This is a genomic window from Paracoccus shandongensis, from assembly GCF_017315735.1.
GTDB classification, from domain to species: Bacteria; Pseudomonadota; Alphaproteobacteria; order Rhodobacterales; family Rhodobacteraceae; genus Paracoccus; species Paracoccus shandongensis.
Window position 1 is genome coordinate 59,796 of record NZ_JAFLRK010000031.1, and the last position, 25,369, is coordinate 85,164.

A 25,369-nucleotide genomic window follows, 5' to 3' on the forward strand; every position below is an offset into this window, starting at 1 on the left:
TAAAAAGCGCCTCGCGACAGGCAAAGGATGGCATCAATGGCGGTAGGCGTTTTCGATTCGGGTCTTGGCGGGCTGACGGTCCATCAGGCCATCGCCGCCCGCCTGCCCGACCTGCCGCTGGTCTATCTGGGCGACAACGCCCACACCCCCTATGGCACCCGCACCGCGGACGACATCTTCAACCTGACCTGCGCGGGCGTGGAACGGCTGTGGCAGGAAGGCTGCGACCTGGTGATCCTGGCCTGCAACACCGCCAGCGCCGCCGCGCTGAAGCGGATGCAGGAAACCTGGCTGCCCGCCGACAAGCGCGTCCTGGGCGTCTTCGTCCCGATGATCGAGGCGCTGACCGAACGCCGCTGGGGCGACAATTCGCCGCCCCGGGAAGTCGCGGTCAAGCACGTCGCCCTGTTCGCCACCCCCGCCACGGTCGCCAGCCGCGCCTTCCAGCGGGAACTGGCCTTCCGCGCCGTCGGCGTCGATGTCGAGGCGCAGCCCTGCGGCGGCGTCGTCGATGCCATCGAGATGGGCGACGAAATCCTGGCCGAGGCGCTGGTGGCATCCCATGTCGAGGCCCTGCTGCGCCGGATGCCCCATCCCGAGGCGGCGGTCCTGGGCTGCACCCATTACCCGCTGGTCGAGGCCGCGTTCCAGAAGGCGCTCGGCCCCGATGTCAAGGTTTTCAGCCAGGCGGGTCTGGTGGCAGAAAGCCTTGCTGACTATTTGCAGCGCAGGCCCGAATTCCTGGGATCGGGCACGGAATCGAAAAACCTGACGACCGGCGATCCGGTCCGTGTGTCGGGCAAGGCCACGCAGTTCCTGCGCCGCCCGATCCATTTCGAGGCAGCATGAGGTCCACGCCATGGCTGGCATGAAATCATTGAAGAAACGCCGCCGCATCCAGGTGATTGTGGCCGCCGCCGTGGCCCTGCTGATCGCGGTCGGCCTGATCGGATACGGCTTCCGCGACGGCATCAACCTGTACCGCTCGCCCGCGCAGGTGGCCGAGGCCGCGCCCGAACCGGACGAATATTTCCAGTTGGGCGGGCTGGTGAAGGAAGGCTCCATCGTCAACCGCGACGGCGTGGCCTTCGATTTCGTCATCACCGACGGCGCGGCGGAAATCCCCGTCAGCTATGTCGGCCGCGACCCGCGCCCCGACCTGTTCACCGAGGGCCAGGGCACCATCGCCAAGGGCTATTACCGCGACGGCCGCTTCGAGGCCCGCGACCTGCTGGCCAAGCATGACGAGACCTACATGCCTAAAGAGGTGGTGGACACGCTGAAGGAAACCGGCGTGTACCAGGATCCGAACAGCTAGGGCTGACTTGGCGAAGGCCATCGCCTTCGCCACAGCGGAACATATCAACCCAAGCCGCCGGGCCCAAAAGGCCCGGCCAGCGCCCGCCCCGCCCCCAGGCGGGCGCTTCACGCCCCCCTCGGGCCGGGCGCTGGCCTTCCGTGGTTGTCTGCTTCACCGTCTCTGATGGCACCGTCGCGTCGCGGGCGGGGAAATGCTCGTCGCATTTCCTTGTTCCGCCCGGTCACGGTGCGTCTTCTTCCAGCAGCCTCGCAATATCCGCAAACACCGCCTGCCATTCCGCATCCTCCAGCGGCATGAAGCGCAGGAAGTGCAGCAGGAACGCCCCCTCGCAGGCCAGGAAGGCCAGCCGGGCGCGGCGGCCCTCGGGCGTGGAGACATCCAGCCCCGCCAGCCGGTCCCGATACCAGCCCTGGGTCGAGGCCAGATGCTGGGGCGTCTGCATCAGCCCGGCCATCAGGCTGGCGGCCTTGGTCATCGACAGATCGTCCGCCTCTCGCGTGGCGGCCAGATGCGCCCGGATCCGCTGCACCCCGCCCGCATCCGGCCCCGCGATGGCCGCGAACTTCGCGTCGTAATCCCGGTTCCATCGCGCGAACAGCGCGTCGATGATGTCGTCCTTGGTCCCAAAGGTGTATTGCACCCCGCCCTTGGTGATCCCGCAGGCCCGCGCCAGCGCGTCGATGGTCAGCGCGCCCGCGCCTTGGCTGCGCATGATCTCCTCGGCCGCGTCCAGCAGCTTGTCCCGGTCGATGCTGCGCGGTCTTGCCATGAAGCCTCCATTTCCATACGATCGTATTTAAACCGGCCTGCCGCGACTCGCCACCCGGTCGCGCCGCAATTTCAGGTGAACCATGCCCGCCCGTTCCCCCTGGCTTGTCCTTGCCATCGTTTCCAGCGCGCTGTTCCTGATCGTGATCGACATGACGGTGCTTTACACCGCGCTGCCCACGCTGACACGCGACCTTGGGGCCTCGGCCACGGAAAAGCTGTGGATCGTGAACGCCTATTCGCTGGTCGTGGCGGGGCTGCTGCCTGGGGCGGGGGCGCTTGGCGACCGCTATGGGCACCGGCGGATGTTCATGATCGGGCTGGTGATCTTCGGGCTTGCCTCGCTGGCGGCGGGATTTGCGCCCTCGTCCGCCACGCTGATTGCGGCGCGGGCGGGCCTGGCCGTGGGCGCGGCGGCGATGATGCCCGCGACCCTGTCCATCATCCGCCACACCTTCGAGGATCCCGACCAGCGCGCCCTGGCCATCGGCATCTGGGCGGCGGTCGCATCCGGTGGGGCGGCGCTTGGGCCGGTGATCGGCGGCGCGCTGCTGGAACATTTCCACTGGGGCGCGGTGTTCCTGGTCAACCTGCCGGTGGTGCTGGCGGCGCTGGCCCTGACCGTTGCCTTCGTGCCCAGGGGACAGGGGCACGGCCACCATCCCTTCGATCCGGTCGGATCGGTTCAGGCCCTGGTCGGGCTGGTCGGCGTGACCCTCGCCATCAAGGAGATCGCCCGGCCCGAGCCCTCGGTCCAGGTGCTGACCCTCGCCGCCCTGGTGGGCCTTGCCGCCCTGGTGCTGTTCTTTCGCCGCCTGCGCCGCAGCGCCGACCCGATGATCGACCTGACCCTGTTCCGCGACCCGCGCTTTGCGGGCGGGGTGATCGGCGCGGTCGTCTCGGCGGCGGCCCTGCTGGGGGTGCAGCTTGCCATCACGCAGCGCCTGCAACTGGTCCAGGGGCTGTCGCCGCTGCAAGCCGGGCTGTTCGTGCTGCCCATTCCGCTGGCGTCCTTTGTCGCCGGGCCGGTCGCGGGCCTGATGCTGGGCCGCGTGGGCGCGGGCCGCCTGCTGGCCGCCACCCTGGCGATCAGCGGGGCGGGCATCCTGGTCTATTGGGCGGGCGTGGGGCAGCCAGCCGTGGAACTGGCCAGCTTTGCCGTCATGGGCGCGGGCATCGGCGCGGCCATGACCGCCGCATCCTCGGCCATCATGCTGAACGCCCCCGCCGACCGGGCGGGAATGGCGGCATCCATCGAGGAGGTGTCCTATGAACTGGGCGGCGCGCTTGGCATCGCCATGCTGGGCAGCCTGATGGCCGGGATCTACAGCGCCAGCTTCGCCGCCGCCGGCGGTTGGGGGCCCGAGGCCACGGATTCGCTCGACGGTGCCCTGGCCCTGGCCGCGACCCTGCCCGCGCCCCAGGCGGACCGGCTGCTGGCCCTTGCCGATGCCGCCTTCGACCGGGCCACGGGCGCGGTCGCGCTGGCGGCGGGGCTGATCCTGCTGGCGGCGGGTTTCTGGGTCGCCCGGATCGACCGCGCGGGCAAGGCGGTCCAGCAGGGCGCTTGACGCCTGCCCGGGGGCGGGGCAAGCAATCGCCATGATCGACATTCGCCCCGTGGCCCATCCGATCGGCAAGATCATCGTGACCCTGGGGGTTTCGATGCTGGCGCCCATGGCGGTGGACCGGTGGCACGGCGATCCGCATTGGGCGGTCTTCCTGCAATGCGCGGCGCTGACGGTGGTTGTCGGTGCGCTGCTGTCCATCGCGACCTGGGGCGATTACCGCAGCCTGTCGATCCACCAGGCCTTCCTGCTGACCTCCGGCCTCTGGGCGGTGCTGCCGGTCTTCGGCGCCCTGCCCTTCATGCTGGGCCAGCCCCATGCCGGGTTCACCGACGCCTATTTCGAGGCCATGTCGGGCGTCACCACCACCGGCACCACGGCCTTCCCGCAACTGGACATCCTGCCGCGCGGCACGCATCTGTGGCGCGCCATCCTGCACTGGATCGGAGGCCTGGGGATCGTCGTCGTCGCCATGGTCTTCCTGCCGATCATGAAGGTCGGCGGGATGCAGTTCTTCCGGTCCGAGGGCTTCGACACCCTGGGCAAGATCATGCCGCGGGCCGGAGAGATCGCGGCCGAGATGACGCGCATCTATGTCATGCTGACGGGCTTCTGCACGGTGACCTATCTGCTTCTGGGCATGAACGGGTTCGACGCCATCGTGCAGGCCTTCGGCACGGTGTCCACCGGGGGCTTTTCCAACTATGACGCCAGCTTCGGGGCCTTCCTGGGGCCGCTGGAATGGGCGGCGTCGGTCTTCATGGTGCTGGCATCCCTGCCCTTCATCCGGCTGGTGCAGGGGATGCGCGGGCAGTTCGCGCCGATCTGGCAGGACACGCAGATCCGCGCCTATCTGCGCTGGATCCTTTATGCCTGCGCGATCATCATCCTTTACCGCGTGGTCTTCCTGGACCACCAGGGCAACATCCTGGACATCACGCGGGAAACGGTCTTCAACACCGTCTCGACATTCTCGGGCACCGGGTTCCTTTCGGCCAATGTGCTGGAATGGGGCCACCTGCCCATCGCGATCCTGGTCATCTGCGGGCTGATCGGCGGCTGCACCGGATCGACCGCCTGTTCGGTCAAGGTGTTCCGCTATCTGGTGCTGTTCCAGGCGGTGCGCGCGCAACTGCGCCGGATGCATTCGCCCCACCGCGTCTATGCCCTGCGCTATGAAGGGCGCCCGCTGGACCAGGACGTGATCGATTCGGTCATGGCCTTCTTCACGCTGTTCACGCTGACCTTCGGGCTCTTGATCGTGGGCCTGTCCCTGACCGGCCTGCACCCCCGCACGGCGCTGACCGCCGCCTGGACCGCCATTGCCAATATCGGCCCTGTCTGGGGACCAGAGATCACCGCCAACGGGTCCGTCGTCCAGTTCCCGGAATCCGCGAAATGGCTGATGATCCTGGGCATGTATTTGGGGCGTCTGGAACTGGTGTCAGTGCTGGTGCTGTTCTTGCCGCGGTTCTGGCGGGGTTAGGCACATCCTTGCGCCAGGATCCGCGCCACGTCAATCCTGTGGCGCGCGTCCATCTTGGCCAGGACCGACCGGATCTGGTTGCGCACGGTGTGCAGGCTGGCCTGCCGCGCCAAGGCGATTTCGGCGGTAGTCAGGCCCTGGGCAATGGCGGCAGCGACCTCGGCCTCGGCCGGGGTCAGGCCAAAGCGCGATTGCAGGTGCAACAGCCGCGACGGAACCTCGACCAGACGCGACAGCACGAACAGGATCCGCGGCCGGGCAAAGCAGTGCCCTCCGAAAAAGGGAGAGGGCAGGCCGGGACCGTCCCCGGGTAGCACAAGCCTAACCTGCCAGCCATCCGCGGCCTGGACGGCGCGCGCCAGTGGTTTCGCGCCGCCGGAAGTTCGGCAAGCGGCCCTAGCCCAATCCTGCACGGCGCCATTCAGGAACATCAGCCTGTTGAACGGGTCCAGGCGAAAGACCCTGCCCTCCTGCAAGGCGGCCCCGGCATCCGCCCAGACCAGCGACAGGCCGTCATCGACCATCATCAGCCCGCCATCGCCCGCCCCTGCCTGCCCGCTTTGCAGGGACAGGGCTGAGACAATCTCGGCCACCTGGAAGGCGTGCGACAGATGCGGCTCCAGCCGATCCAGCAGATGCTGCGCGCGCAGGGCGGCCCGGTCACCATCGCGCCGCCGGATGTTCAACGACAGGACCAGCGAACGGTTGCCATGCGAACGCGACTTCACAGCCACGGCAATCGACAAGTCGTCCTGCGGACGTAGCCAGTCATTGTAGAATTCGGTCCGCCGCAAGGCCTCCTCGGGCAGGTCCATGGGCGACACCCTGGCCCCCCCCTGCGGAAGTGCCGCCGACAAGGGCATGAAGGGATTAATGCGGTGATAATACGCCAGATATGACTGCGCGAAGGCCGGATCGAAGCTGCCCGCGACGGACAGGAACGGCGCATCCGACGATCCCGCGGCACCATGGATCGAGGCCTTGGCCCCGCCGAATCGCTGCTCCAGGGCCAGAACAAAATCATGCCATCCTCCGCGGTCCAGCGCCGCGCGGTGCAGGTGGGCGATCAGCGGGTCTTCCGGCAATGCGGGATTGGGCATAGCAAACCCGAAAACTGGTGAACCACACGATGATAGCCCGGAACGGGCAAGCGCCAAAATAAATTACAGCCATGGCGCAATTGCGTCATGCGCCGCAAATTCGTTCAAGCAGATTCATACTACCGGAGACTCAAGCGCCGGAGACCAACAAGGGAAAACTTCGTCATGATGAAGTTCGGTTTTTGCGCCTTTATGGCCATCAGTCCTATTGTGGCAGCTACTCCGACCAGGGCGCTGTCACAAGAATGCCCGGAGGGTTTTACATTATTGGGGCAAGCCTATGATGAGGATAGCGCACAAAATACTGAAGCAAAGGTCAGGTCGTCCCCACCTCACTTGGTGAAGTTTCCGCCACGGTTCAAGTTGGACCGGAGCGTCGTCCAGCAGGGAGGGAAATGGGCGGGGGGTTCCGCAAGTGCTGTCATGTCCGACGGAGATGTGCCCGACGGAATCTTGATACTCGCAGGAGGCACCGAAGGCGGCGCCAAAGGTTGGTCAGTCGGTCCGGCAAGACTTGTGGTTCTGCAGGAAGCAGATGATGAGATTGTTCAGCGAGGTCTTGAGATTGGCCTTTACTGCCACACCGGCAGCGGCGAGGTGGACAAAGCTGGTCATGTCAGTTGCAATGTACACGCAAATATTTGCGGCAGATCGCGGTAGCTAAGCAAACACTCTCAGTTTCAATCTACGGCTGCAACACGCCCGCGCCGGGGGCCGTCCCTGTCGCCCCGTCATTCGCCGCAGGCCCCTTGCGCGCAAAGCTGTCAGACATCTCCGCCGCGATCCGCTTCTGCCCCTGCGCATCCGCAGCGGGCCAGATCAGCACGAAGCCCTCGGCCCGGCCGTCGCGGACCCAGCCTTCGGCGCGGCCGATATGGGTCTCGTTTGCGCCTTCCAGCAGGACATGGCCGGGCTTGATGGTGCGCGTCGGCTGCGGCACCCAGCCAAGCGCCGTCACAAGGCCCGACAGATCCAGCAGTTCCTGCTGCCCGCCCGGCTGGCTGAACAGGATCAGCGCCGCGCCCGACCCGTCCTTGGGGCCATAGATCGACAGCGCCCGTTCCGTCCGGTCGAAGGCCAGCCGGTCCATCGGCGCCAGCACTGACAGGCCCGTGGCCTGGTCGTCCAGCGTGACCAGCCCAACCTCGGTCCGCCAGGCATCGCGGCGGGCGATCAGTTCGCGCATCGCCGTGCCGGGATCGGTGGACAGGCGTTCAGCCAGGATCTCGGCCCCGATGGCGTCGCGGGTGCGGGGGCCGGTCTTGCCGTCGATGTCGCCGTCATAGACGCCCGCCCAGCGCAACGCGCGCTGCACCTGGTCAAGCGGCGGCATCTCGGCAGGCGTGGCAGGGGGCGCGGGCAGGTCGGGGGCCTGCCCCGCCTGGATCACCGCGCCCAGGTCGGCCGCGTCCGAGACGAAGGCGTCGTCGGGCACCAGGTCGCCGTCCTTGAAGACATCCAGCCAGGCATCGGCGGCGGCCCGCTCCACCGGCCCCAGAACCACCCCGAACCAGCCATTGGGAAGCTGCGCCAGCCCGGCCTCGGGGAAGGTCTTGCGCCATTCGGCCAGCGCGGCATCGGCATCCGCCCGCGCCTGCACCGATTGCAGGCGCAGATAGGCGCCCGGCGCGGGCTGGTCGGGCCGCAGGGCGGCAGGCGCCTCGGCCACGGGCGCCTCACCCACCGGAGTCAGCACCACGTCGCCCTCCGGCACGGTGACGAAGCTGTCCTGCGGGATCTGCCCCGCCGCCTTCAACGCCTCGATCCGGGTGCCCGCTTCCTCGGGCGACAGCGGCCCAATGGCGATGGCCGTCCAGCCGCGCGGCAGCGGGAATGTCACCACGTCGTCGAACTGGCTGGCCCAGCGGGCGGCGGCCTCGGGCGCGTCAGTGTCGCGCTTGGATTCGATGCGGATCACGGCATCCTGCGCGAAAGCCCCCAGCGGCAACCCTGCCGCCATCACCACCCAAGCCCACCGCCGCATTCCCGTCCCCTTTGTTGGCCTTTATTGACCCTGTTCCCCGCCCCGCCTAGAAGGCGCGCAAGCATGTGCTGATCTATGCAAAGGACGGCCCCGATGACCAGCCCCAACCGACCCCGCAGCTTCCAGGACATCATCCTGCGGTTGCAGAACTACTGGGCCGCCCAGGGCTGCGCCGTCCTGCAACCCTATGACATGGAGGTCGGCGCGGGCACCTTCCACCCGGCGACCACGCTGCGCGCGCTTGGCGGGCGGTCCTGGGCCGCGGCCTATGTCCAGCCCTCGCGCCGCCCGACGGATGGGCGGTATGGGGAAAACCCCAACCGCCTGCAGCACTATTACCAGTACCAGGTGATCATCAAGCCGTCGCCCGCGAACCTGCAGGATCTATACCTGGGCAGCCTGCGCGCCATCGGCCTGGACCCCATGATCCACGATGTCCGCTTTGTCGAGGACGACTGGGAATCCCCCACCCTCGGCGCATGGGGCCTCGGCTGGGAGGTCTGGTGCGACGGGATGGAGGTCAGCCAGTTCACCTATTTCCAGCAGGTGGGCGGGCACGACTGCCGCCCCGTCTCGGGCGAGCTGACCTATGGGCTGGAACGCCTGGCGATGTATGTGCTGGGGGTGGAACATGTGATGGACATGCCCTTCAACGACCCCGACGCGCCGATACCGCTGACCTATGGCGATGTCTTCCGCCAGACCGAACGCGAATATTCCCGCTGGAACTTCGAGGTCGCCGACACCGACACCCTGTTCCAGCACTTCAAGGACGCCGAGGCCGAATGCGCCCGGATCCTCGCCGCCGATCCCGTGGACACCGCTGGCCGGACGATCCCCATGGCGCACCCGGCCTATGACCAAGCGATCAAGGCCAGCCACATCTTCAACCTGCTGGACGCGCGCGGGGTCATCAGCGTCACCGAACGGCAGGCCTATATCGGCCGGGTCCGCGCCCTGGCGAAAGCCTGCGCCGACCTGTTCGTGACCACGGACGCGGCCCAGGCATGAACGGCAAGATCGTCGGCCTCGGGCTGCTGGCTGTCGGCGTGATCGCCGGGGCGGGCATGTGGTATGCCCAGGAATACGCCTTCTACGACCGCATCAGCGGCGCGCCGGATCTGATGGTGCAGACCGAAACCGGCGCGCAGGTGCTTGCCGTGACCAGCTTCGAGGGCATCGATTCGGACAGTTCCCCCCTGCGCTGGCGCACCTGCGCCACGCTGAGCGAACAGCCCGTGGCCCCGGTCCCCTTCGAGGGCGCGACGCCGCTGGTCGCGCCGGGCTGGTTCGACTGCTTCGACGCGGCCCGGATCGGCGCGGATCTGGAATCCGGCGCCGCCCGGGCCGTTCTGTCCCAGGCCGAGATCCGCCCCGACGTGGACCGCGTGCTGGCGATCTATCCCGACGGCCGCGTCTATGGCTGGCACCAATACAACGACAAGACCCCGGAACGCGGAGTGATGGACTGATGCCCGACCTGCTGATCGAACTGTTCTCCGAGGAAATTCCCGCCCGGATGCAGGCCCGCGCCCGCGAGGATCTGAAGAAGCTGGTGACCGATGGTCTGGTGAACGCCGGGCTGACCTATGCCTCTGCCGGGGCCTTCTCCACGCCGCGCCGCCTGACGCTTGCGGTCGAGGGGCTGACCGCCAGCAGCCCCACCACGCGGGAAGAACGCAAGGGCCCCCGCACCGACGCGCCCGAGGCCGCGCTGGAAGGCTTCCTGCGCTCGACCGGCCTGACCCGCGACCAGTTGGAAGCGCGCGACGACAAGAAGGGCCAGGTCTGGTTCGCCACCATCACCCGCCCCGGCCGCCCCGCGTCCGAGATCGTGGCCGAGGTTCTGGACAGCACCATCCGCACCTTCCCCTGGCCCAAGTCGATGCGGTGGGGCGCAGGCAGCTTGCGTTGGGTGCGCCCGCTGCACTCGATCATCTGCCTGCTGACGGACGAAGCGGGCGCCACCGTGGTCCCCCTGACGGTCGAGGGCATCGCCGCCGGCAACACCACGCGCGGCCACCGCTTCCTGTCGCCCGACGCCTTCACCGTCACGGGCTTTGACGACTATGCCGCCAAGCTGCGCCGCGCCCATGTGATCCTGGACAGCGCCGAACGCGAGGCCGCCATCCGCCAGGGTGCCGAAAACCTCGCCTTCGCGCGCGGGTGGCAGATCGTGCCCGACGACGCCCTGCTCTCCGAGGTCGCGGGCCTTGTCGAATGGCCCGTCCCCCTGATGGGCGTGATCGCCGACCGCTTCCTGGACCTGCCGCCCGAGGTGCTGCAAACCTCAATGAAGGAACACCAGAAGTTCTTCTCGGCCCGGAACCCCAAGACCGGCCGCATCGAGGGCTTCGTCACCGTCGCCAATATCGAGACCGCCGACGACGGCGCGACGATCCTGGCCGGGAACCAGCGGGTGCTGGCCGCCCGCCTGTCGGACGCCGCCTTCTTCTGGCAGAACGACCTGCGCGAGGCGAAATCCGGGATGCAGGCTTGGGCCGAGGGCCTGAAATCCGTCACCTTCCACAACAAGCTGGGCTCGCAGGCGGACCGGATCACCCGCATCGCGGCGCTTGCCCGAGAGATCGCCCCCTTGGTCGGCGCCGATGCGGGCCAGGCCGAACAGGCCGCGCGTTTGGCGAAACTTGACCTGCGCAGCGCCATGGTCGGCGAATTCCCGGAACTCCAAGGCACCATGGGCCGGTATTACGCGCTGGCGGCGGGTGAGGCGGAGGCGGTGGCGGATGCTGCCCGCGACCACTACTCGCCGTTGGGGCCGTCGGACGATGTGCCGACCGCGCCGGTGTCGGTGGCCGTGGCTTTGGCCGACAAGATCGACACGCTGACAGGGTTCTGGGCAATTGATGAGAAGCCTACGGGATCGAAGGATCCTTATGCGCTGCGCAGGGCGGCATTAGGGGTTATTCGGCTGATTGTACAAAATAGCCAGCGCATAAAACTAAGGAACATTCTGTGGAATGGCTTAGCACGAAATATGCAAGCGCGGTCTCTGGTCGCAGAAGAACCAGTCATCAATGCATTATCGGTGCTTGAAGAGCATTTACCTGAATGGACAAGGTATGACGATGAAAGCTTTCTTAAAGCGTTAAGTCAGTCCGCAGTCACCGAAGGTCGTACATTCCTTTTACGCCTTCGAGCTTACCAAAACGACCTCCTCTCCTTCCTCCACGACCGCCTTAAGGTCTATCTCCGCGATCAGGGCATCCGCCACGACATCATCGACGCCGTGCTGGCGCAGCCCGGCAATGACGACCTCGTGCTGGTGGTGAGCCGCGCCACCGCCCTGAACGCCATGCTGCAGACGGAGGACGGTCGGAACCTGACCCAGGGCCTCAAGCGCGCGGGCAACATCCTGGCGCAGGCCGAGGAAAAGGACGGCGTCGAATACAGCTTCGGCGCCGATGTGAAGTTCGCGGAAACCGACGAGGAACGCGCCCTGTTCGCCGCCCTCGACACCGCCGAACCGGCGATCAGGCAGGCCATCGCGGCGGAAGACTTCCCCGCCGCCATGACCGCCATCGCCGCCCTGCGCGCCCCCATCGACGCCTTCTTCGAGGCCGTTCAGGTCAACACCGACAACCAGATCGTGCGCCGCAACCGCCTGAACCTGCTGCACCGCATCCGCGCCGCAGGCCAGCAGATCGCCGACTTCACCAAGGTCGAGGGCTGACCCTCCCCGTCATCCAGAACCAAAGGGCCGAAGCATCGCTGCTCCGGCCCTTTCACTTTGGTCCAAATATCCCGGGGGTCCGGGGGCTGGCCCCCGGCCCTCGCGGGACGCAAATCACACCATCCGGTCAACCATCATGTGCTTGATCGACGCAATCGCCTTGGCCGGGTTCAGCCCCTTGGGGCAGGTGTTGGTGCAGTTCATGATCGTGTGGCAGCGGTACAGCTTGAAGGGATCCTCCAGCTCGTCCAGCCGCTCGCCCGTGGCCTCGTCCCGGGAATCGATGATCCAGCGATAGGCGTTCAGCAGCGCGGCCGGGCCCAGGTAACGGTCGCCGTTCCACCAATAGGACGGGCAAGAGGTCGAACAGGACGCGCACAGGATGCACTCGTAAAGGCCATCCAGCTTCTTGCGGTCCTCGATCGACTGCTTCCATTCCTTGCCGGGCGTGGGCGACTTGGTGATCAGGTAGGGGTTCACGCTGGCGTGCTGCGCATAGAAATGCGTCAGATCCGGCACCAGATCCTTGACCACCGGCATGTGCGGCAGCGGATAGATGGAAATGTCGCCCTTCACCTCGTCGATGCCATAGATGCAGGCCAGGTGGTTGCCGCCGTCGATGTTCATCGCGCAGGATCCGCAGATCCCCTCGCGGCAGGACCGGCGGAAGGACAGCGTCGGGTCGATCTCGTTCTTGATCTTGATCAGCGCGTCCAGGATCATCGGTCCGCACTTGTCCAGATCGACGAAATAGGTGTCCAGGCGCGGGTTTTCCCCGGTGTCGGGATCCCAGCGATAGATCTTGAACTTGCGGACATTGGTTGCGCCCGCCGGTGCGGGCCAGGTCTTGCCGACCCGGATCTGGCTGTTCTTGGGCAGGGTGAACTGGACCATTGGGTGCTCCTATCAGGAAGTGCCTTCGGACGGCGCCTTCGCCGTGAATAGATGTTCGTTGCGCGCCACAAGGTCGGCGACCCGGACATGCGCATGAGGGTTCAGCGCCAGCCCGTTCAGCTTGCGCAGGAATTCGATGGCGCCGTCGCTCAGGCGGCTGTTGGTCGGCCCGTCCAGCGGGTGAAGCGCGTCGATCAGCGCATCGCCCAGACCGGCATGGCGCAGAAGCTGGCGGCCCGGACGCAGCGGATCGGCCTCATCCTCCAGCCTGAAGCGGGTCAGGCGGTCGCCGACCTCGGCTGCCATGCGGCGCATCAGGTCGCCCCAGCCGGGAAGATCGGCAGTCTCGGCCTCGAATTCAAGCAGGCTGCGCCGATAACCGTCGGTTCGCACCGCCTGCGCCCAGACCGAGGGACGCCAGCTTTTCTGCTGCCGCGTATAGACCACGAAATCGGTTGCGAAATCCCGCGCCTCGGCCAGCAGCAGCGCGGCGATCTGCGGCATCTGCGGATAAAGCCGCGTCTCGCCGCCATTGCCGGGCATGGCGCCCGCCAGGTTCTCGTGGCTGATCAGGACCGGCACATCGCCGGACGGCAGGGCGTCCAGCACCGCGCGGAACGCGAGCCTCAGCGCCTGCGCCCGCTCCTTGGACGGATCCAGGCTGAAGGCGATGGCCGCCCGGCCCAGGGGGCGCATGGGCGATCCCTCCTCGGGCGTGCGGACGATCAGATGGCCTGCCAGCGCGTCGGCATTGCGGCGCAGGTGCCGCTGGATCGAGGTGCTGCCGGTCTTCTGGACGCCCAGATGGACGACCAGGCGCCGCGCCCCCTGCCCTTTTCCTGTCGCATCCGCCATGGATCAGCCCGTCCAGCCCGGTTGTTCCGCCAGGGGGCGGCGCGGGGGCTGGCCCGACCGGCGCCGGACGCAGCGGTCATAAACCTGAGACGGGTCGCGGCCCGCCAGGTAATCGCCCGACATGTCCACCGACACGCTGCCGAAGCCGCGCGTTCCGCCGGAACCCGTGCCGATGCCGACCGCGACATCGGTGCGCGGGCGGACGGCCAGTTCGGCATCGCGCAGGCAGGTCAGTTCCGCCTGTTCCACCGGAACCGGGCCGCAGGCGGCCAGGACCGCCAGCAGCGGTGACAGAACCAGCACTCCCGCCCGCGCGCGCATCAGATCACGCCGTGCGCGCCGCCGCGGCGATGCACTGGGTCGTGGCGGGACGCGAGACGATCGCCGCCACGCTGTCCGCCGTCCCCGTCGCACCCGCGCGCGAGGCCTGGGCGATGTCGATCAGTTCCGCCGTGGTGGCGTTGTTGACGACGCAGTCGGTATAGGGCGCGACATTGGCGCCGGGCAGGCGCTTTTCCATCTCGGAATTGATCACCGTCCGGGCCACCTGCCGCGAGGCCGCGTCCAGCACCGTGGGCGCCGTCACGACCGGCGCAGGCGTGGTGACGGTGGTCGCGGGCGGGACCGGGGCGACGCAGCCCGCCAGGGCGGCGGCGGCAAGACCCAGGGCGGCGAAAGTGGGGAAGCGCATCAGTAAACCCTTTTCTTGGGAGCAATCTTCTTCAGGTCGATCCCGCCATCTGCTTCCGTCGTCAGGGGGTCCAGATGGACGGGGCGGTAATCCAGTTTAACCGCGTTTCCATCCACCCATGCAAGCGAGTGCTTGCGCCAGTTGGCGTCGTCCCGCTCGGGCCAGTCCTCGTGCGCGTGGGCGCCGCGGCTTTCCTTGCGCGCCTCGGCCGCGACGATGGTCGCAAGCGCGTTGGGCATCAGGTTGGTCAGCTCCAGCGTTTCCATCAGATCCGTGTTCCAGATCAGGCCCCGGTCGGTGACGCGGATGTCGTCCATCTTGGCGGCGATCCGGGTCATCTTCTCGGCCCCCTCGGCCAGGGTCTTGTCGGTGCGGAACACCGCCGCGTCGGCCTGCATGGTGCGCTGCATCTCCAGCCGCAGTTCCGCCGTGGGAACGGTGCCCTTGGCGTGGCGCAAGCCGTCGAAGCGGGCCAGCGCCTTGTCCACCTGCGCCTGGTTCGTGGCCGGGATATGGCCCGCGCGGTCGATCACCTCGCTTGCGCGGATCGCGGCGGCGCGGCCAAAGACCACAAGGTCGATAAGGCTGTTCGAGCCCAGCCGGTTCGCGCCATGGACCGATGCGCAGCCCGCCTCGCCCACGGCCATCAGGCCGGGGAAGATCGCGTCGGGGTTTTCCGGCGTGGGCGCAAGGACTTCGCCCCAATAGTTCGTGGGAATGCCGCCCATGTTGTAATGGACCGTCGGCAGGATCGGGATCGGCTGCTTGGTCACATCGACGCCGGCAAAGATCTTGGCTGATTCACTGATACCGGGCAGGCGTTCGGCCAGGGCCTCGGGCGGCAGGTGCATCAGGTTCAGATACATGTGGTCCTTGTCGGGACCGACGCCGCGGCCTTCGCGGATCTCGATGGTGATGCAGCGGGACACCACGTCGCGCGAGGCCAGATCCTTGTAGGTCGGGGCATAGCGTTCCATGAACCGCTCGCCCTCGCTGTTCGTCAGGTATCCGCCTTCGCCCCGCGCGCCCTCGGTGATCAGGCAGCCGGATCCATAGATGCCGGTCGGGTGGAACTGCACGAATTCCATGTCCTGAAGCGGCAGGCCCGCGCGCGCCACCATGCCGCCGCCGTCGCCGGTGCAGGTATGGGCCGATGTCGCGCTGAAATAGGCGCGGCCATAGCCCCCCGTGGCCAGCACCACCATCTTGGCGTTGAAGACGTGGATGGAACCATCGTCCAGCTTCCAGCAGACAACGCCCGTGCAGGCCCCGTCGGTGACGATCAGGTCGATGGCGAAATATTCGATGAAGAATTCCGCGTTGTTCTTCAGCGACTGGCCGTAAAGCGTGTGCAGGATCGCGTGGCCGGTGCGGTCGGCGGCGGCGCAGGTGCGCTGCACCGGGGGGCCTTCGCCGAATTCGGTGGTGTGGCCGCCGAAGGGACGCTGGTAGATCTTGCCTTCTTCCGTGCGGGAAAACGGCACGCCGTAATGTTCCAGCTCATAGACGGCCTTGGGTGCCTCGCGCGCCAGGTATTCCATCGCGTCCGTGTCGCCCAGCCAGTCCGACCCCTTCACGGTGTCGTACATGTGCCATTGCCAGTTGTCCGGCCCCATGTTCGACAGGGACGCGGCGATGCCGCCCTGTGCGGCGACCGTGTGGGACCGCGTTGGGAAGACCTTGGTCACGCAGGCCGTGCGCAGGCCCTGTTCGGCCATGCCCAGCGTCGCGCGCAGGCCCGCGCCGCCCGCGCCCACCACGACCACGTCGTAATCATGCGTATGAATGTCGTAAGCAGCCATGATGCCCCTCAGATCGCGACGGTGACCAGCGTCATCTTGGCCAGCGCAAAGACCGCCGCCGCGATGACCGCCCAGGAAAAGACCACCGAAACGATGATCGCCACCTTGCGCGCCGTGTGTTGGAAGTAATCGTCGATCATGATCCGGGTGCCCTTGATGAAATGCACCATGCCCACGACGATGAACAGCGCTGTGATCAGCGCCGGATAGGGGCGGCCGAAATAGGCCACCAGTTCGGGATGCGGCAGGCCGATGGCGTTGCCGATCACCAGCAGGAAAGCCGGGACCAGCAGCACCAGGGCGCAGGAACTGACGGTCAGGAACCAGTGGTCGGCGGTGCCGCTGTGGGCGGACCCCAGGCCCATGGCCGCCTTGCGGGGGGTGATATAGCGCATGATCCCTAACCCTTAAGCGAAGAAGAACAGGATGAGCGACAGAAGCGTCAGCACCACCGAGCCGATGATGATGGCCCAGCTTGCCCGCTCGGCCTCCTCGATCCGCAGAAGCTGGCCCGCGTCGTAGAACAGGTGCCGGATCCCGGCCAGCGTGTGGAACCACAAGGCCCAGGCCGATCCGGTCAGCACGATGAAGCCGATCCAGGACCGCACCACCCAGTCGGCGGCGGCGAAGGCGCGCGGCCCGCTGACGGCGGCCACCAGCCACCAGACCAGCAGCAGGATGCCCGCGACAAGCGCGTGCCCCGTGATCCGCGTCATGATCGAGGTGATCGCCGCCAGGGGAAGGCGGTAAACCTGCATATGGGGGGAAAGCGGCCGGTTGCCCCGGTTCACATCGGCCATGATGCGGCGCTCCTTTGAACGGTTTTGGCTCGACCCGTCGCAGGCGTGGCTGGCCTCGCGGGCTGGCGATTGACGCGTTACTGTCGGTATTTGTTTCCTCTGTCATCGACATACAACAGAGTTCCGGCGGATTTTCCCTGCAACGCCGACTTTGTGATCACGACCTGCGGGGCCGTGATCACAACCTGCCGCGCGAGTCGCCGGTCAGACCGGCATCAGCGCCCAGTAATCCAGATCCAGCAGGACATCGGGCAGATACCTGCCCTCGCCGTCCTTCAGCGCAAAGGCCGCGCTGTCGCCCTTGGTCGCGACCAGCCGCAGCCGGATCGCGCCCACGCCGGGCGCATCGGTTTCCGCCTTGTCCAGCACCTCGGACCAGGCGCGGACCGTGTCGCCCGCAAAGCACGGGTTGGCATGGGCGCCCGCGTTCAGCGCGACGATCATTTGGGCATTGGCAAGCCCGTTGAAGGACAGCGCGCGGGCCATGCTGATGACGTGCCCGCCATAGATCAGCCGCCTGCCGTCGTCGCGATTCGTGGCGTCGAAATGCACCTTGGCGGTGTTCTGCCACAGGCGGGTGGCCAGCATATGCTCGGCCTCCTCGATGGTGACGCCGTCCACATGGTCGATCTTCTCGCCGACCTGATAATCGCCCCAGCGATGCGGCTCGCCCGCCAGGTCGAAGTCGTAGCCCGAGAAATCGAGCCCCTCGGGGATCACCAGATCGGCGGGGGCGACCACCGGGGCAAGGTCCGGCACCACGGTTTCCGGCGCGGGCGCGTCGGCGTCCCGCTTGCGCACCATCACCCAGCGGACATAATCCAGCACGGGTTCGTCCATCTGGTTCAGCCCCTGGGTGCGCACCCAGACCACGCCCGACTTGCCGTTCGAGTTCTGCTTCAACCCGATCACCTGCGATTCCGACCGCAGCGTGTCGCCCGGCCAGACCGGCGCCAGCCAGCGCCCCTGCGCATAGCCCAGGTTCGCCACCGCGTTCAGGCTGACATCGGGCACGGTCTTGCCGAAGACGATGTGGAAGGCCAGCAGGTCGTCCATCGGGCTGCCCTCCAGCCCGCAGTTCGACGCAAACTCGTCGCTGGAATAGAGCGCATGGCGCGCGGGATAAAGCGCGTGATAGAGCGCCCGTTCCCCTTCCGCGACGGTGCGGGGAACGGCGTGGCGGATCACCTGGCCGATGCGGTAATCCTCGAAGAAACGGCCCGGATTGGTCTTGGTCATTGCTGCCCCAGCTTCATGTCGGGATGGTATTCGGCCTGAACCTGCTTGGTGACGGCCTGCGCCATGCGCATCACGCCCTTGACAGGATCAAAGGCCATGGACGGGCTGCCGTGCAGGGACCAGCCCTTGGACAGCGCCTCGCTGACGCGGTGGCAGAACCGGACGGTGTCGTCCTCGGTGATGCAGCGGTAAAGGGTGGTCACGATCAGCCTCCGAACGGCCAGTATCCGGCCCAGCCGTGGATCAGGCCCACGACCAGCATGACGACAACCGCGCCCACGGCCGCCATGATCTCCTTGCGCGCCGGGAAAGGCCCCGTGCGCCGCTTCCAGGCGCCCGCGCGGTTCAGCAGCACGATTTCCACCAGCGCCCAGGCCAGCAACCCGCCGAACAGGATAAAGGACGGCAGGTCGCCGTTCACCAGCAGATGCGCTGTGGCCCAGAGCGAGAAGCCCGTCAGTTGCGGATGCCGGATCCAGGCGGTGACGCGGGTGCCCATGCCATCGGCGGCGTAGAGGTAGAAGGCCACCAGCATCAGCAGGTTGTTGATGCCGGTAGTGGCGGCCGAGCGGCCCCACCAGACCGGGCCGTCGGCCTGCCCATAGCCCCGCGCCATCAGGAACACCGACAGGATCAGCAGGATCGCCACCAGCCCCTTGCCCTTGTCGCCCAGGGCGGCGCGGGGTCCGGGGGCCACGCGCTTGAACAGATGCGCCGCCCACCACAGGGCCACGCCCGAAATCAGCAGAACCATCTGGCTTTCCCCTTGCTGGATGTCATGCGCGCACCCTGCCCTTATCCGGCCATGGCCGCAATCGCCTTGGCCCGGTCCAGCGTCTTGCGGGCGGTCTCGACATGCAGGTTTTCCACGATCTTGCCGTCTACCACGGCGACGCCCTTGCCCTCGGCCGCTGCCGCCTGGAAGGCGTCGATCTGGCGGCGGGCCAGGTCGATCTCGGCATCCGTGGGCGCAAAGGCCGCGTTCGCGATGGCAAGCTGGGCCGGGTGGATCAGCGTCTTGCCGTCAAAGCCCATGTCGCGGCCCTGTTCGCATTCGGCGCGCAGCCCGTCCTCGTCCTTGAAGGCGTTGAAGACCCCGTCCACGATCACCTTGCCGTAAGCCTTGGCGGCCAGCAGGCACAGGCCAAGCCCCGCCTGCATCGGCAGCCGGTCGGGCCGGAAGCGGCTGTTCAATTCCTTGGCAAGGTCGTTGGTGCCCATCACCATCCCCTCCAGCCGGGGATGGGCGGCGATGGCGGCGGCGTTCAGCATCCCCAGCGGCGTTTCCATCATCGCCCACAGGGGGGTGTCCGGGACCAGGGCGGCCACGCGGTCCAGGTCGGCGGGGCTGTCCACCTTGGGGATCAGCACGGCATCGGCGGAAAGGCCTGCGCAGAACCGCGCATCATCCGCGCCCCATTCCGTCGCCAAGCCGTTGATCCGCACGATCCGGGCGCGCGGGCCGTAATCGTTCGCCAAAGCCGCCGCCAAGGCATCGCGCGCGGCCACCTTTTCGCCCGGCGCGACCGCGTCCTCCAGATCGAAGATGATCGCGTCGGCGGGCAAGCCCCGCGCTTTTTCCATCGCCCGCGCATTGGCGGCCGGGATATACAGAACCGAACGATAGGGACGCGCCATCAGATCCTCCTCGCAACAATCTTGCGCGACGCTGCCCTGCGGCATCAAATTTGGCAAGCGCAATCTTGCTGCGCTGCGGCATCAGGCCAAGGCTTGCCAGACAAGCCGCAGCGACACGGCCAGCAGCCCCCAGGTGATCAGCTTGTAGAACAGCGCCTCGGGGATGATCCTGACCAGCCGCAACCCCGCCCAGACCGAGACCAGCGCCACCGGCGTCAGGATCGCCGCCGCCGCCAGGGCCGAGGGGTTCAGCTGCCCCAACGCGGCATAGGGGATCAGCTTGACCCAGTTGCAGACGGCAAAGAACCAGGTCGTCGTCCCGGCATAGATCAGCGCGGGCAGCCGCAAGGGCTGGACATAGACCTGCCAGGGCGGCGCGCCCGCGTGGCTGACAAAGCTGGTATAGCCCGACAGCAGCCCCCAGATCGTCCCGCGCCCCAGGGATGCCGGGCGCGTCCGGGCCGCCAGATGCGGGCGGACCAGCGCATTCAGGGCAAAGATGGCCCCGATCACACCCACGATCAGCGTCACGCCCCAGACCGGCACCACATGCGCGCCCGCCCAGCCGATGCCGATCCCCGCCAGCGCGCCGGGCAGCGCGGTCGCCAGCACGCGGCGGTCGAAATGGTGGCGAAAGGCCAGCAGCCCGCCGATGTCGGACACCACATAGACCGGCAGCATCAGCCCCGCCGCCTGCACCGGCGACATGACCAGCGACAGCAGCGGGACCGAGATCATGCCCACCATCGCCAGCCCGCCCTTGGCCAGGCCCACGGCCACGGCGGCGATGACCGCCAGCACCCAACCCCCGATCGTCAATTCCGGCATCGCTATCCCCTGCCCGCGCGGGCCATGGATGCGGCCCCGCGTCCCGATTGGCAAGTGTCAGCGCCAACAGTGGCTTGCGATTTCTTGCGCGACCCCTTACCACCCCCGCAACAATCATCCATGACACCCGGAGGTTATCCATGGCCCGACCCAAAATCGCACTGATCGGTGCGGGGCAGATCGGCGGCACGCTGGCGCACCTGGCCGCGATGAAGGAACTGGGCGACGTCGTCCTGTTCGACATCGCCGAGGGCACGCCCCAGGGCAAGGCACTGGACATCGCCGAATCCGGCCCGTCCGAGGGCTTTGACGCGGTCCTGAAGGGCACCAACGATTACGCCGACATCGCGGGTGCCGATGTCTGCATCGTCACCGCCGGCGTTCCGCGCAAGCCAGGCATGAGCCGCGACGACCTGCTGGGCATCAACCTCAAGGTCATGAAGTCGGTGGGCGAGGGCATCGCCCAGCACGCGCCGAACGCCTTCGTCATCTGCATCACCAACCCGCTGGACGCGATGGTCTGGGCGCTGCGTGAATTCAGCGGCCTGCCGCGCGAGAAGGTCTGCGGCATGGCCGGCGTGCTGGACTCGGCCCGCTTCCGCCACTTCCTGAGCCTCGAATTCGGCGTGTCCATGCGCGACGTGACGGCCTTCGTGCTGGGCGGGCATGGCGACACGATGGTGCCGCTGGTCCGCTATTCGACCGTGGGCGGCATCCCCCTGCCCGACCTGGTCAGCATGGGCTGGACCACGCAGGAAAAGCTGGACAGCATCGTGCAGCGCACCCGTGACGGCGGCGCGGAAATCGTCGGGTTGCTGAAGACCGGCAGCGCCTTCTATGCGCCCGCCACCTCGGCCATCGAGATGGCGGAAGCCTATCTCAAGGACCAGAAGCGCGTCCTGCCCTGCGCGGCCTATGTGGACGGCGCTTACGGCCTGAACGGCATGTATGTGGGCGTGCCCACCGTGATCGGCGCGGGCGGCGTGGAAAAGGTCATCGACATCACGCTGGACGGCGACGAACAGGCGATGTTCACCAAGTCGGTGGATGCGGTGAAGGGCCTGGTCGAGGCCTGCAAGGGCATCGACAGCACCCTGGCCTGATCGGTCCCGCACACCTGCAAGGCGCGTCCCCGGGGGCGCGCCTTTGCATTTGATGATGTTCATCTTTCCGGTTCCATCGTAGCATTTCCGCGTTGAGCGAAACCGGAGGCGACCATGACCCGAACCGTCCTGCCTGCTGCCCTGTTCTCGGCCCTGCTGATCGGCGCCTGTTCGGCACCCCCGACCAGCCCCCGCCCCACCGATCAACTGCCCTTCATGGGAAGCTGGGATTGCGGCGTCACGACCATGACCTTCACGCCCACGTCCTATCTGCCCTCGAACGACGCGGCGCCGATCAGCATCCGCAGCTTCTCGACCCAGAACCGCGTCACGACCATGACGCTGGCCGACGGCGCGGTGATCCAGGTGCAATGGCGCAACGACAACCAGATCGTCTGGGTGTCGCAAAGCACCGGCGACAGCTTCGACTGTTCGCGCGTGGCGGGCTGAATCCCTAGACGAATCCTGCGATCCCCGCCTTTGTGATCACGGCATTTCCAGCCGTGATCACAAATGGCGGCTTGTGGCGGCTTTCCCGCATTTTACGGGAAAATCGTTTCCCGGCTGCCTGCGGTTGTGGCAAGACCCCCGGCAAATCTGTCGAACCGCAAAAGGGGGTCAGGATGAATATCCACGAATACCAGGCCAAGGCGCTGCTGCGTCAATACGGCGCGCCGGTCAGCGACGGCCGGATCGTGATGAAGGCGGACGAGGCCAAGACCGCCGCCAGCGAGATGGACGGCCCCCTTTGGGTGGTCAAGGCCCAGATCCACGCGGGCGGCCGCGGCAAGGGCAGCTTCAAGGAAGCCGAGGCCGGTGAAAAGGGCGGCGTCCGCCTGGCCAAATCGGTCGAGGAAGCCGAGGAACTGACCCGCCAGATGCTGGGCCGCACGCTGGTCACGCACCAGACCGGCCCCGTCGGCAAGCAGGTCAACCGCATCTATATCGAGGACGGCAGCGACATCGCGCGCGAGCTGTACCTGGCCCTTCTGGTGGACCGCCAGACCTCGCGCGTCAGCTTCGTCGCCTCGACCGAAGGCGGCATGGACATCGAGGAAGTGGCCGCCCACACGCCCGAAAAGATCGTCAGCTTCAGCGTCGATCCGGCCTCGGGCCTGTCCGATTTCCACGGCCGCCGCGTGGCCTTCGCCCTGGGCCTGGAAGGCCCACAGGTCAAGCAATGCGTGGCCCTGGTCAAGAATCTGTATCGCCTGTTCATCGAAAAGGACATGGAGATGCTGGAGATCAACCCGCTGATCGTCACCCCCGAAGGCAACATCAAGTGCCTGGACGCGAAGATGGGCTTCGACAACAACGCCCTTTACCGCCAGCCCGACATCATGGCCCTGCGCGACGAGACCGAGGAAGACCCCAAGGAGCTGGCCGCTTCCAAGTTCGACCTGAACTACATCGCGCTTGACGGCGAGATCGGCTGCATGGTGAACGGCGCGGGTCTGGCGATGGCCACGATGGACATCATCAAGCTGTTCGGCGCGGAACCCGCGAACTTCCTGGACGTGGGCGGCGGCGCCACCAAGGAGAAGGTGACGGAAGCCTTCAAGATCATCACCTCGGACCCGAACGTCAAGGGCATCCTGGTCAACATCTTCGGCGGCATCATGCGCTGCGACATCATCGCGGAAGGCATCATCGCCGCTGTGAAGGAAGTCGGCCTGCAGGTTCCGCTGGTCGTGCGGCTGGAAGGCACGAACGTCGACCTGGGCAAGGAGATCATCGCCAAGTCCGGTCTGAACGTGATCGCGGCGGATGATCTGTCGGACGCGGCCCAGAAGATCGTGAAAGCCGTTAAAGGTTGAACCGTAGGGTGCGTGATGTCACGCACCTTCCCCTGAACAATGGTGCGTGGGACCACGCACCCTACGTCAAGGAAAGCCGTAATGGCCGTTCTCGTCAACAAAGACACCAAAGTCATCTGCCAGGGGATCACCGGATCCCAGGGCACCTTCCACACCGAACAGGCGATCGCCTATGGCACGCAGATGGTCGGCGGCGTGACGCCCGGCAAGGGCGGCAGCGAACACCTGGGCCTGCCCGTGTTCAACTCGGTTCATGAGGCCGTGGCGAAAACCGGCGCCAATGCGACCGCGATCTATGTGCCGCCCCCCTTCGCGGCGGATTCGATCCTGGAAGCCATCGACGCGCAGATCCCGCTGATCGTCTGCATCACCGAAGGCATTCCGGTGCTGGACATGATGCGGGTGAAACGCGCCCTGCAAGGCTCGAACTCGCGCCTGATCGGGCCGAACTGCCCCGGCATCATGACGCCGGACGAATGCAAGATCGGCATCATGCCGGGTTCCATCTTCCGCCGCGGGTCCGTCGGCGTGGTCAGCCGGTCCGGGACACTGACCTATGAGGCGGTGAAGCAGACCTCGGACGTGGGCCTCGGCCAGTCCTCGGCGGTCGGCATCGGCGGCGACCCCATCAAGGGGATGGAGCATATCGACGTGCTGCGCATGTTCCTGGACGACCCGGAAACCGAATCCATCATCATGATCGGCGAGATCGGCGGGTCCGCCGAGGAAGAAGCGGCCGAGTTCCTGGCCGAGCAGAAGAAGAAGGGCAAGTGGAAGCCCACCGCAGGCTTCATCGCGGGCCGCACCGCCCCTCCGGGCCGCCGGATGGGCCATGCGGGCGCGATCGTGTCCGGCGGCAAGGGCGACGCGGAATCGAAGATCGAGGCGATGAAGCGCGCAGGCATCGTCGTGGCCGACAGCCCGGCCGGCCTGGGCGAGGCGGTGCTGAAGGCCATCAAGGGCTGAGGCAACCCCCGGCAAGGCGCGCGCGTTCCCCCGGTTGAGCAATCGCTCTGTAACCACAGGAGAATCAGGATGAAGATGCTTTCCGCGACCCTCATCGCCTCGACTGTCGTTCTGGGGGCCTGCGCGCCCGAGCCGATCACCCGCGTCGAAACCACGGTGACGACCAGCCCGGTCGATACCGTGGCCCTGGGCGCGGCGACCGGCCTGCCCGCCGATGCCGTGCTGGGCGTGACCCGCACGGGCAGCCAGTATGTCGTCTTCTACCGCGAGGAAGGCGTCACCGCCGAACAGCTGGCCGATGCGCCGCGCAGGATCTGCGCCAACACGGCCTCGACCGTGTTCAGCGTCGATCCGATCGACACAAGCGCGCCGCAGTTCGGCACCGGCGTGCAGCGCATGACCGTCACCTGTTCGTGACGCATTTGAAAAGCCGTGCCCCCGGACTACCTTTGGGGGCACCGGCAAGACCAGGGGAATGACGTGAACCAGCCGCAACGCGCAGCAAGCCTTCCGACGGACCGGGTTTCCACCCGCGCCCGCCGCTGCATCGCGCCCTTGTCGTTGGCTTCGCTGGTGGCGCTGACGGCCTGCGGGCGCGCGCCCACCGACGACATCCTGCGCGGCGGCATCCCCGCCATGACGAACCTGCACCAGGCCAGCACCCTGCCCCCCGACGCCGTGCGCACCGTGGCGCGGCGCGATTTTGGCTGGCGGCTGATCTATCACCCGGCCCGCGCGCCGGTGGGCGCCGACCAGGGCGCGGCCCGCGCGCTCTGCGGGCTGGAGCGGCGGCGCGTGGCCCGGATCGAGCGGCT

28 protein-coding genes are annotated in these 25,369 nt (G+C 66.9%); 13 read left to right on the forward strand and 15 right to left on the reverse strand.

Annotated features, from left to right (window positions below):
- Positions 1 to 36 precede the first annotated feature (36 nt).
- Together JX613_RS15800 and ccmE are read left to right on the forward strand one after the other, a co-directional pair.
- Complete coding sequence (locus tag JX613_RS15800) at positions 37 to 849, forward strand: glutamate racemase (protein WP_207102429.1); 813 nt, start codon at positions 37 to 39, stop codon at positions 847 to 849.
- Between the two features lie 19 nt (positions 850 to 868).
- Positions 869 to 1,318 carry a cytochrome c maturation protein CcmE gene (ccmE, locus tag JX613_RS15805; protein WP_207102430.1) on the forward strand — a complete coding sequence of 150 codons (450 nt, stop codon included), beginning with the start codon at positions 869 to 871 and terminating at the stop codon, positions 1,316 to 1,318.
- Positions 1,319 to 1,541: 223 nt separating this feature from the next.
- On the opposite strand, the gene JX613_RS15810 is transcribed toward ccmE, so the two are convergent.
- Positions 1,542 to 2,090, reverse strand: a complete 549-nt coding sequence (locus JX613_RS15810; protein ID WP_207102431.1) for a TetR/AcrR family transcriptional regulator — start codon at positions 2,088 to 2,090, stop codon at positions 1,542 to 1,544.
- 82 nt (positions 2,091 to 2,172) lie between these two features.
- Here JX613_RS15810 and JX613_RS15815 point away from each other — a divergent pair, with 82 nt between their 5' ends.
- Positions 2,173 to 3,660 carry an MFS transporter gene (locus JX613_RS15815; RefSeq protein WP_207102432.1) on the forward strand — a complete coding sequence of 496 codons (1,488 nt, stop codon included), beginning with the start codon at positions 2,173 to 2,175 and terminating at the stop codon, positions 3,658 to 3,660.
- A 31-nt stretch (positions 3,661 to 3,691) separates the two neighbouring features.
- On the forward strand, positions 3,692 to 5,143 hold the full coding sequence (locus JX613_RS15820; RefSeq protein WP_207102433.1) for a TrkH family potassium uptake protein: 1,452 nt from the start codon (positions 3,692 to 3,694) through the stop codon (positions 5,141 to 5,143).
- Here the strand turns inward: JX613_RS15820 and JX613_RS15825 are convergent.
- Both JX613_RS15825 and JX613_RS15830 read right to left on the reverse strand, forming a co-directional pair.
- Positions 5,140 to 6,243 carry a helix-turn-helix transcriptional regulator gene (locus tag JX613_RS15825; RefSeq protein WP_207102434.1) on the reverse strand — a complete coding sequence of 368 codons (1,104 nt, stop codon included), beginning with the start codon at positions 6,241 to 6,243 and terminating at the stop codon, positions 5,140 to 5,142. The genes JX613_RS15820 and JX613_RS15825 overlap by 4 nt on opposite strands.
- A gap of 685 nt (positions 6,244 to 6,928) precedes the next feature.
- Positions 6,929 to 8,227, reverse strand: coding sequence for a peptidoglycan-binding protein (locus tag JX613_RS15830; RefSeq protein WP_207102435.1), 1,299 nt, complete (start codon positions 8,225 to 8,227; stop codon positions 6,929 to 6,931).
- 93 nt (positions 8,228 to 8,320) lie between these two features.
- On the opposite strand from JX613_RS15830, the gene JX613_RS15835 reads away from it, so the two are divergent.
- The 3 genes from JX613_RS15835 to glyS are packed head-to-tail and all read left to right on the forward strand — an operon-like array spanning position 8,321 to position 11,921.
- Complete coding sequence (locus JX613_RS15835; protein ID WP_207102436.1) at positions 8,321 to 9,238, forward strand: glycine--tRNA ligase subunit alpha; 918 nt, start codon at positions 8,321 to 8,323, stop codon at positions 9,236 to 9,238.
- Positions 9,235 to 9,699, forward strand: coding sequence for a DUF6446 family protein (locus JX613_RS15840; protein WP_207102437.1), 465 nt, complete (start codon positions 9,235 to 9,237; stop codon positions 9,697 to 9,699). Before JX613_RS15835 ends, JX613_RS15840 begins: the two co-directional genes overlap by 4 nt.
- A complete protein-coding gene (gene glyS, locus JX613_RS15845; RefSeq protein WP_207102438.1) occupies positions 9,699 to 11,921 on the forward strand; it encodes a glycine--tRNA ligase subunit beta in 2,223 nt (740 codons plus the stop codon). The genes JX613_RS15840 and glyS overlap by 1 nt, the downstream gene beginning before the upstream one ends.
- A gap of 114 nt (positions 11,922 to 12,035) precedes the next feature.
- Here the strand turns inward: glyS and JX613_RS15850 are convergent, their stop codons facing one another.
- The 12 genes from JX613_RS15850 to JX613_RS15905 all read right to left on the reverse strand — a co-directional run bounded on the left by JX613_RS15850 (position 12,036) and on the right by JX613_RS15905 (position 20,668).
- A complete protein-coding gene (locus JX613_RS15850; protein ID WP_207102439.1) occupies positions 12,036 to 12,815 on the reverse strand; it encodes a succinate dehydrogenase iron-sulfur subunit in 780 nt (259 codons plus the stop codon).
- A gap of 12 nt (positions 12,816 to 12,827) precedes the next feature.
- The gene (locus JX613_RS15855; protein ID WP_207102440.1) at positions 12,828 to 13,670 is read right to left on the reverse strand and encodes a hypothetical protein; all 843 of its coding nucleotides are present in this window, start codon (positions 13,668 to 13,670) and stop codon (positions 12,828 to 12,830) included.
- 3 nt (positions 13,671 to 13,673) lie between these two features.
- Positions 13,674 to 13,991 (reverse strand): hypothetical protein, encoded by a 318-nt coding sequence (locus JX613_RS15860; RefSeq protein ID WP_207102441.1) that lies wholly within the window; start codon positions 13,989 to 13,991, stop codon positions 13,674 to 13,676.
- Positions 13,992 to 13,995: 4 nt separating this feature from the next.
- A complete protein-coding gene (locus tag JX613_RS15865) occupies positions 13,996 to 14,361 on the reverse strand; it encodes a hypothetical protein (RefSeq protein WP_207102442.1) in 366 nt (121 codons plus the stop codon).
- The gene (gene sdhA, locus JX613_RS15870) at positions 14,361 to 16,163 is read right to left on the reverse strand and encodes a succinate dehydrogenase flavoprotein subunit (protein WP_207102443.1); all 1,803 of its coding nucleotides are present in this window, start codon (positions 16,161 to 16,163) and stop codon (positions 14,361 to 14,363) included. The genes JX613_RS15865 and sdhA overlap by 1 nt, the downstream gene beginning before the upstream one ends.
- Positions 16,164 to 16,171: 8 nt before the next feature.
- Positions 16,172 to 16,558: a succinate dehydrogenase, hydrophobic membrane anchor protein gene (locus JX613_RS15875; RefSeq protein ID WP_207102444.1), complete on the reverse strand. Its 387-nt coding sequence runs from the start codon at positions 16,556 to 16,558 to the stop codon at positions 16,172 to 16,174.
- A gap of 12 nt (positions 16,559 to 16,570) precedes the next feature.
- A complete protein-coding gene (gene sdhC, locus JX613_RS15880; RefSeq protein ID WP_207102445.1) occupies positions 16,571 to 16,963 on the reverse strand; it encodes a succinate dehydrogenase, cytochrome b556 subunit in 393 nt (130 codons plus the stop codon).
- Positions 16,964 to 17,167: 204 nt separating this feature from the next.
- A complete protein-coding gene (locus JX613_RS15885) occupies positions 17,168 to 18,202 on the reverse strand; it encodes a MaoC family dehydratase (protein WP_207102446.1) in 1,035 nt (344 codons plus the stop codon).
- The gene (locus tag JX613_RS15890; RefSeq protein WP_207102447.1) at positions 18,199 to 18,405 is read right to left on the reverse strand and encodes a DUF1737 domain-containing protein; all 207 of its coding nucleotides are present in this window, start codon (positions 18,403 to 18,405) and stop codon (positions 18,199 to 18,201) included. Before JX613_RS15890 ends, JX613_RS15885 begins: the two co-directional genes overlap by 4 nt.
- A gap of 2 nt (positions 18,406 to 18,407) precedes the next feature.
- The gene (locus JX613_RS15895) at positions 18,408 to 18,956 is read right to left on the reverse strand and encodes an NnrU family protein (RefSeq protein ID WP_207102448.1); all 549 of its coding nucleotides are present in this window, start codon (positions 18,954 to 18,956) and stop codon (positions 18,408 to 18,410) included.
- 41 nt (positions 18,957 to 18,997) lie between these two features.
- Positions 18,998 to 19,840 (reverse strand): HpcH/HpaI aldolase/citrate lyase family protein, encoded by an 843-nt coding sequence (locus JX613_RS15900; RefSeq protein WP_207102449.1) that lies wholly within the window; start codon positions 19,838 to 19,840, stop codon positions 18,998 to 19,000.
- A gap of 81 nt (positions 19,841 to 19,921) precedes the next feature.
- Complete coding sequence (locus JX613_RS15905; protein ID WP_207102450.1) at positions 19,922 to 20,668, reverse strand: sulfite exporter TauE/SafE family protein; 747 nt, start codon at positions 20,666 to 20,668, stop codon at positions 19,922 to 19,924.
- 140 nt (positions 20,669 to 20,808) lie between these two features.
- Here JX613_RS15905 and mdh point away from each other — a divergent pair, with 140 nt between their 5' ends.
- From mdh to JX613_RS15935, 6 genes are all read left to right on the forward strand, one after another.
- The gene (gene mdh / locus JX613_RS15910) at positions 20,809 to 21,771 is read left to right on the forward strand and encodes a malate dehydrogenase (RefSeq protein ID WP_207102451.1); all 963 of its coding nucleotides are present in this window, start codon (positions 20,809 to 20,811) and stop codon (positions 21,769 to 21,771) included.
- Positions 21,772 to 21,885: 114 nt separating this feature from the next.
- A complete protein-coding gene (locus JX613_RS15915) occupies positions 21,886 to 22,221 on the forward strand; it encodes a hypothetical protein (protein ID WP_207102452.1) in 336 nt (111 codons plus the stop codon).
- A 173-nt stretch (positions 22,222 to 22,394) separates the two neighbouring features.
- Positions 22,395 to 23,588, forward strand: coding sequence for an ADP-forming succinate--CoA ligase subunit beta (gene sucC, locus JX613_RS15920; protein ID WP_207102453.1), 1,194 nt, complete (start codon positions 22,395 to 22,397; stop codon positions 23,586 to 23,588).
- Between the two features lie 81 nt (positions 23,589 to 23,669).
- Positions 23,670 to 24,554: a succinate--CoA ligase subunit alpha gene (sucD, locus tag JX613_RS15925; RefSeq protein ID WP_207102454.1), complete on the forward strand. Its 885-nt coding sequence runs from the start codon at positions 23,670 to 23,672 to the stop codon at positions 24,552 to 24,554.
- A gap of 69 nt (positions 24,555 to 24,623) precedes the next feature.
- Positions 24,624 to 24,971: a hypothetical protein gene (locus JX613_RS15930; RefSeq protein ID WP_207102455.1), complete on the forward strand. Its 348-nt coding sequence runs from the start codon at positions 24,624 to 24,626 to the stop codon at positions 24,969 to 24,971.
- A gap of 63 nt (positions 24,972 to 25,034) precedes the next feature.
- Positions 25,035 to 25,369, forward strand: a 335-nt coding sequence (locus JX613_RS15935; protein WP_207102456.1) for a hypothetical protein, incomplete at its 3' end; no start/stop codon positions are given.

Excerpts from the sequence above, each read along its gene's own strand:
- JX613_RS15800 (WP_207102429.1), top strand. The coding sequence starts at position 37 with ATGGCGGTAGGCGTTTTCGATTCGGGTCTTGGCGGGCTGACGGTCCAT.
- ccmE (WP_207102430.1), top strand. The coding sequence starts at position 869 with ATGAAATCATTGAAGAAACGCCGCCGCATCCAGGTGATTGTGGCCGCC.
- JX613_RS15810 (WP_207102431.1), bottom strand. The coding sequence starts at position 2,090 with ATGGCAAGACCGCGCAGCATCGACCGGGACAAGCTGCTGGACGCGGCC.
- JX613_RS15815 (WP_207102432.1), top strand. The coding sequence starts at position 2,173 with ATGCCCGCCCGTTCCCCCTGGCTTGTCCTTGCCATCGTTTCCAGCGCG.
- JX613_RS15820 (WP_207102433.1), top strand. The coding sequence starts at position 3,692 with ATGATCGACATTCGCCCCGTGGCCCATCCGATCGGCAAGATCATCGTG.
- JX613_RS15825 (WP_207102434.1), bottom strand. The coding sequence starts at position 6,243 with ATGCCCAATCCCGCATTGCCGGAAGACCCGCTGATCGCCCACCTGCAC.
- JX613_RS15830 (WP_207102435.1), bottom strand. The coding sequence starts at position 8,227 with ATGCGGCGGTGGGCTTGGGTGGTGATGGCGGCAGGGTTGCCGCTGGGG.
- JX613_RS15835 (WP_207102436.1), top strand. The coding sequence starts at position 8,321 with ATGACCAGCCCCAACCGACCCCGCAGCTTCCAGGACATCATCCTGCGG.
- JX613_RS15840 (WP_207102437.1), top strand. The coding sequence starts at position 9,235 with ATGAACGGCAAGATCGTCGGCCTCGGGCTGCTGGCTGTCGGCGTGATC.
- glyS (WP_207102438.1), top strand. The coding sequence starts at position 9,699 with ATGCCCGACCTGCTGATCGAACTGTTCTCCGAGGAAATTCCCGCCCGG.
- JX613_RS15850 (WP_207102439.1), bottom strand. The coding sequence starts at position 12,815 with ATGGTCCAGTTCACCCTGCCCAAGAACAGCCAGATCCGGGTCGGCAAG.
- JX613_RS15855 (WP_207102440.1), bottom strand. The coding sequence starts at position 13,670 with ATGGCGGATGCGACAGGAAAAGGGCAGGGGGCGCGGCGCCTGGTCGTC.
- JX613_RS15860 (WP_207102441.1), bottom strand. The coding sequence starts at position 13,991 with ATGCGCGCGCGGGCGGGAGTGCTGGTTCTGTCACCGCTGCTGGCGGTC.
- JX613_RS15865 (WP_207102442.1), bottom strand. The coding sequence starts at position 14,361 with ATGCGCTTCCCCACTTTCGCCGCCCTGGGTCTTGCCGCCGCCGCCCTG.
- sdhA (WP_207102443.1), bottom strand. The coding sequence starts at position 16,163 with ATGGCTGCTTACGACATTCATACGCATGATTACGACGTGGTCGTGGTG.
- JX613_RS15875 (WP_207102444.1), bottom strand. The coding sequence starts at position 16,558 with ATGCGCTATATCACCCCCCGCAAGGCGGCCATGGGCCTGGGGTCCGCC.
- sdhC (WP_207102445.1), bottom strand. The coding sequence starts at position 16,963 with ATGGCCGATGTGAACCGGGGCAACCGGCCGCTTTCCCCCCATATGCAG.
- JX613_RS15885 (WP_207102446.1), bottom strand. The coding sequence starts at position 18,202 with ATGACCAAGACCAATCCGGGCCGTTTCTTCGAGGATTACCGCATCGGC.
- JX613_RS15895 (WP_207102448.1), bottom strand. The coding sequence starts at position 18,956 with ATGGTTCTGCTGATTTCGGGCGTGGCCCTGTGGTGGGCGGCGCATCTG.
- JX613_RS15900 (WP_207102449.1), bottom strand. The coding sequence starts at position 19,840 with ATGGCGCGTCCCTATCGTTCGGTTCTGTATATCCCGGCCGCCAATGCG.
- JX613_RS15905 (WP_207102450.1), bottom strand. The coding sequence starts at position 20,668 with ATGCCGGAATTGACGATCGGGGGTTGGGTGCTGGCGGTCATCGCCGCC.
- mdh (WP_207102451.1), top strand. The coding sequence starts at position 20,809 with ATGGCCCGACCCAAAATCGCACTGATCGGTGCGGGGCAGATCGGCGGC.
- JX613_RS15915 (WP_207102452.1), top strand. The coding sequence starts at position 21,886 with ATGACCCGAACCGTCCTGCCTGCTGCCCTGTTCTCGGCCCTGCTGATC.
- sucC (WP_207102453.1), top strand. The coding sequence starts at position 22,395 with ATGAATATCCACGAATACCAGGCCAAGGCGCTGCTGCGTCAATACGGC.
- sucD (WP_207102454.1), top strand. The coding sequence starts at position 23,670 with ATGGCCGTTCTCGTCAACAAAGACACCAAAGTCATCTGCCAGGGGATC.
- JX613_RS15930 (WP_207102455.1), top strand. The coding sequence starts at position 24,624 with ATGAAGATGCTTTCCGCGACCCTCATCGCCTCGACTGTCGTTCTGGGG.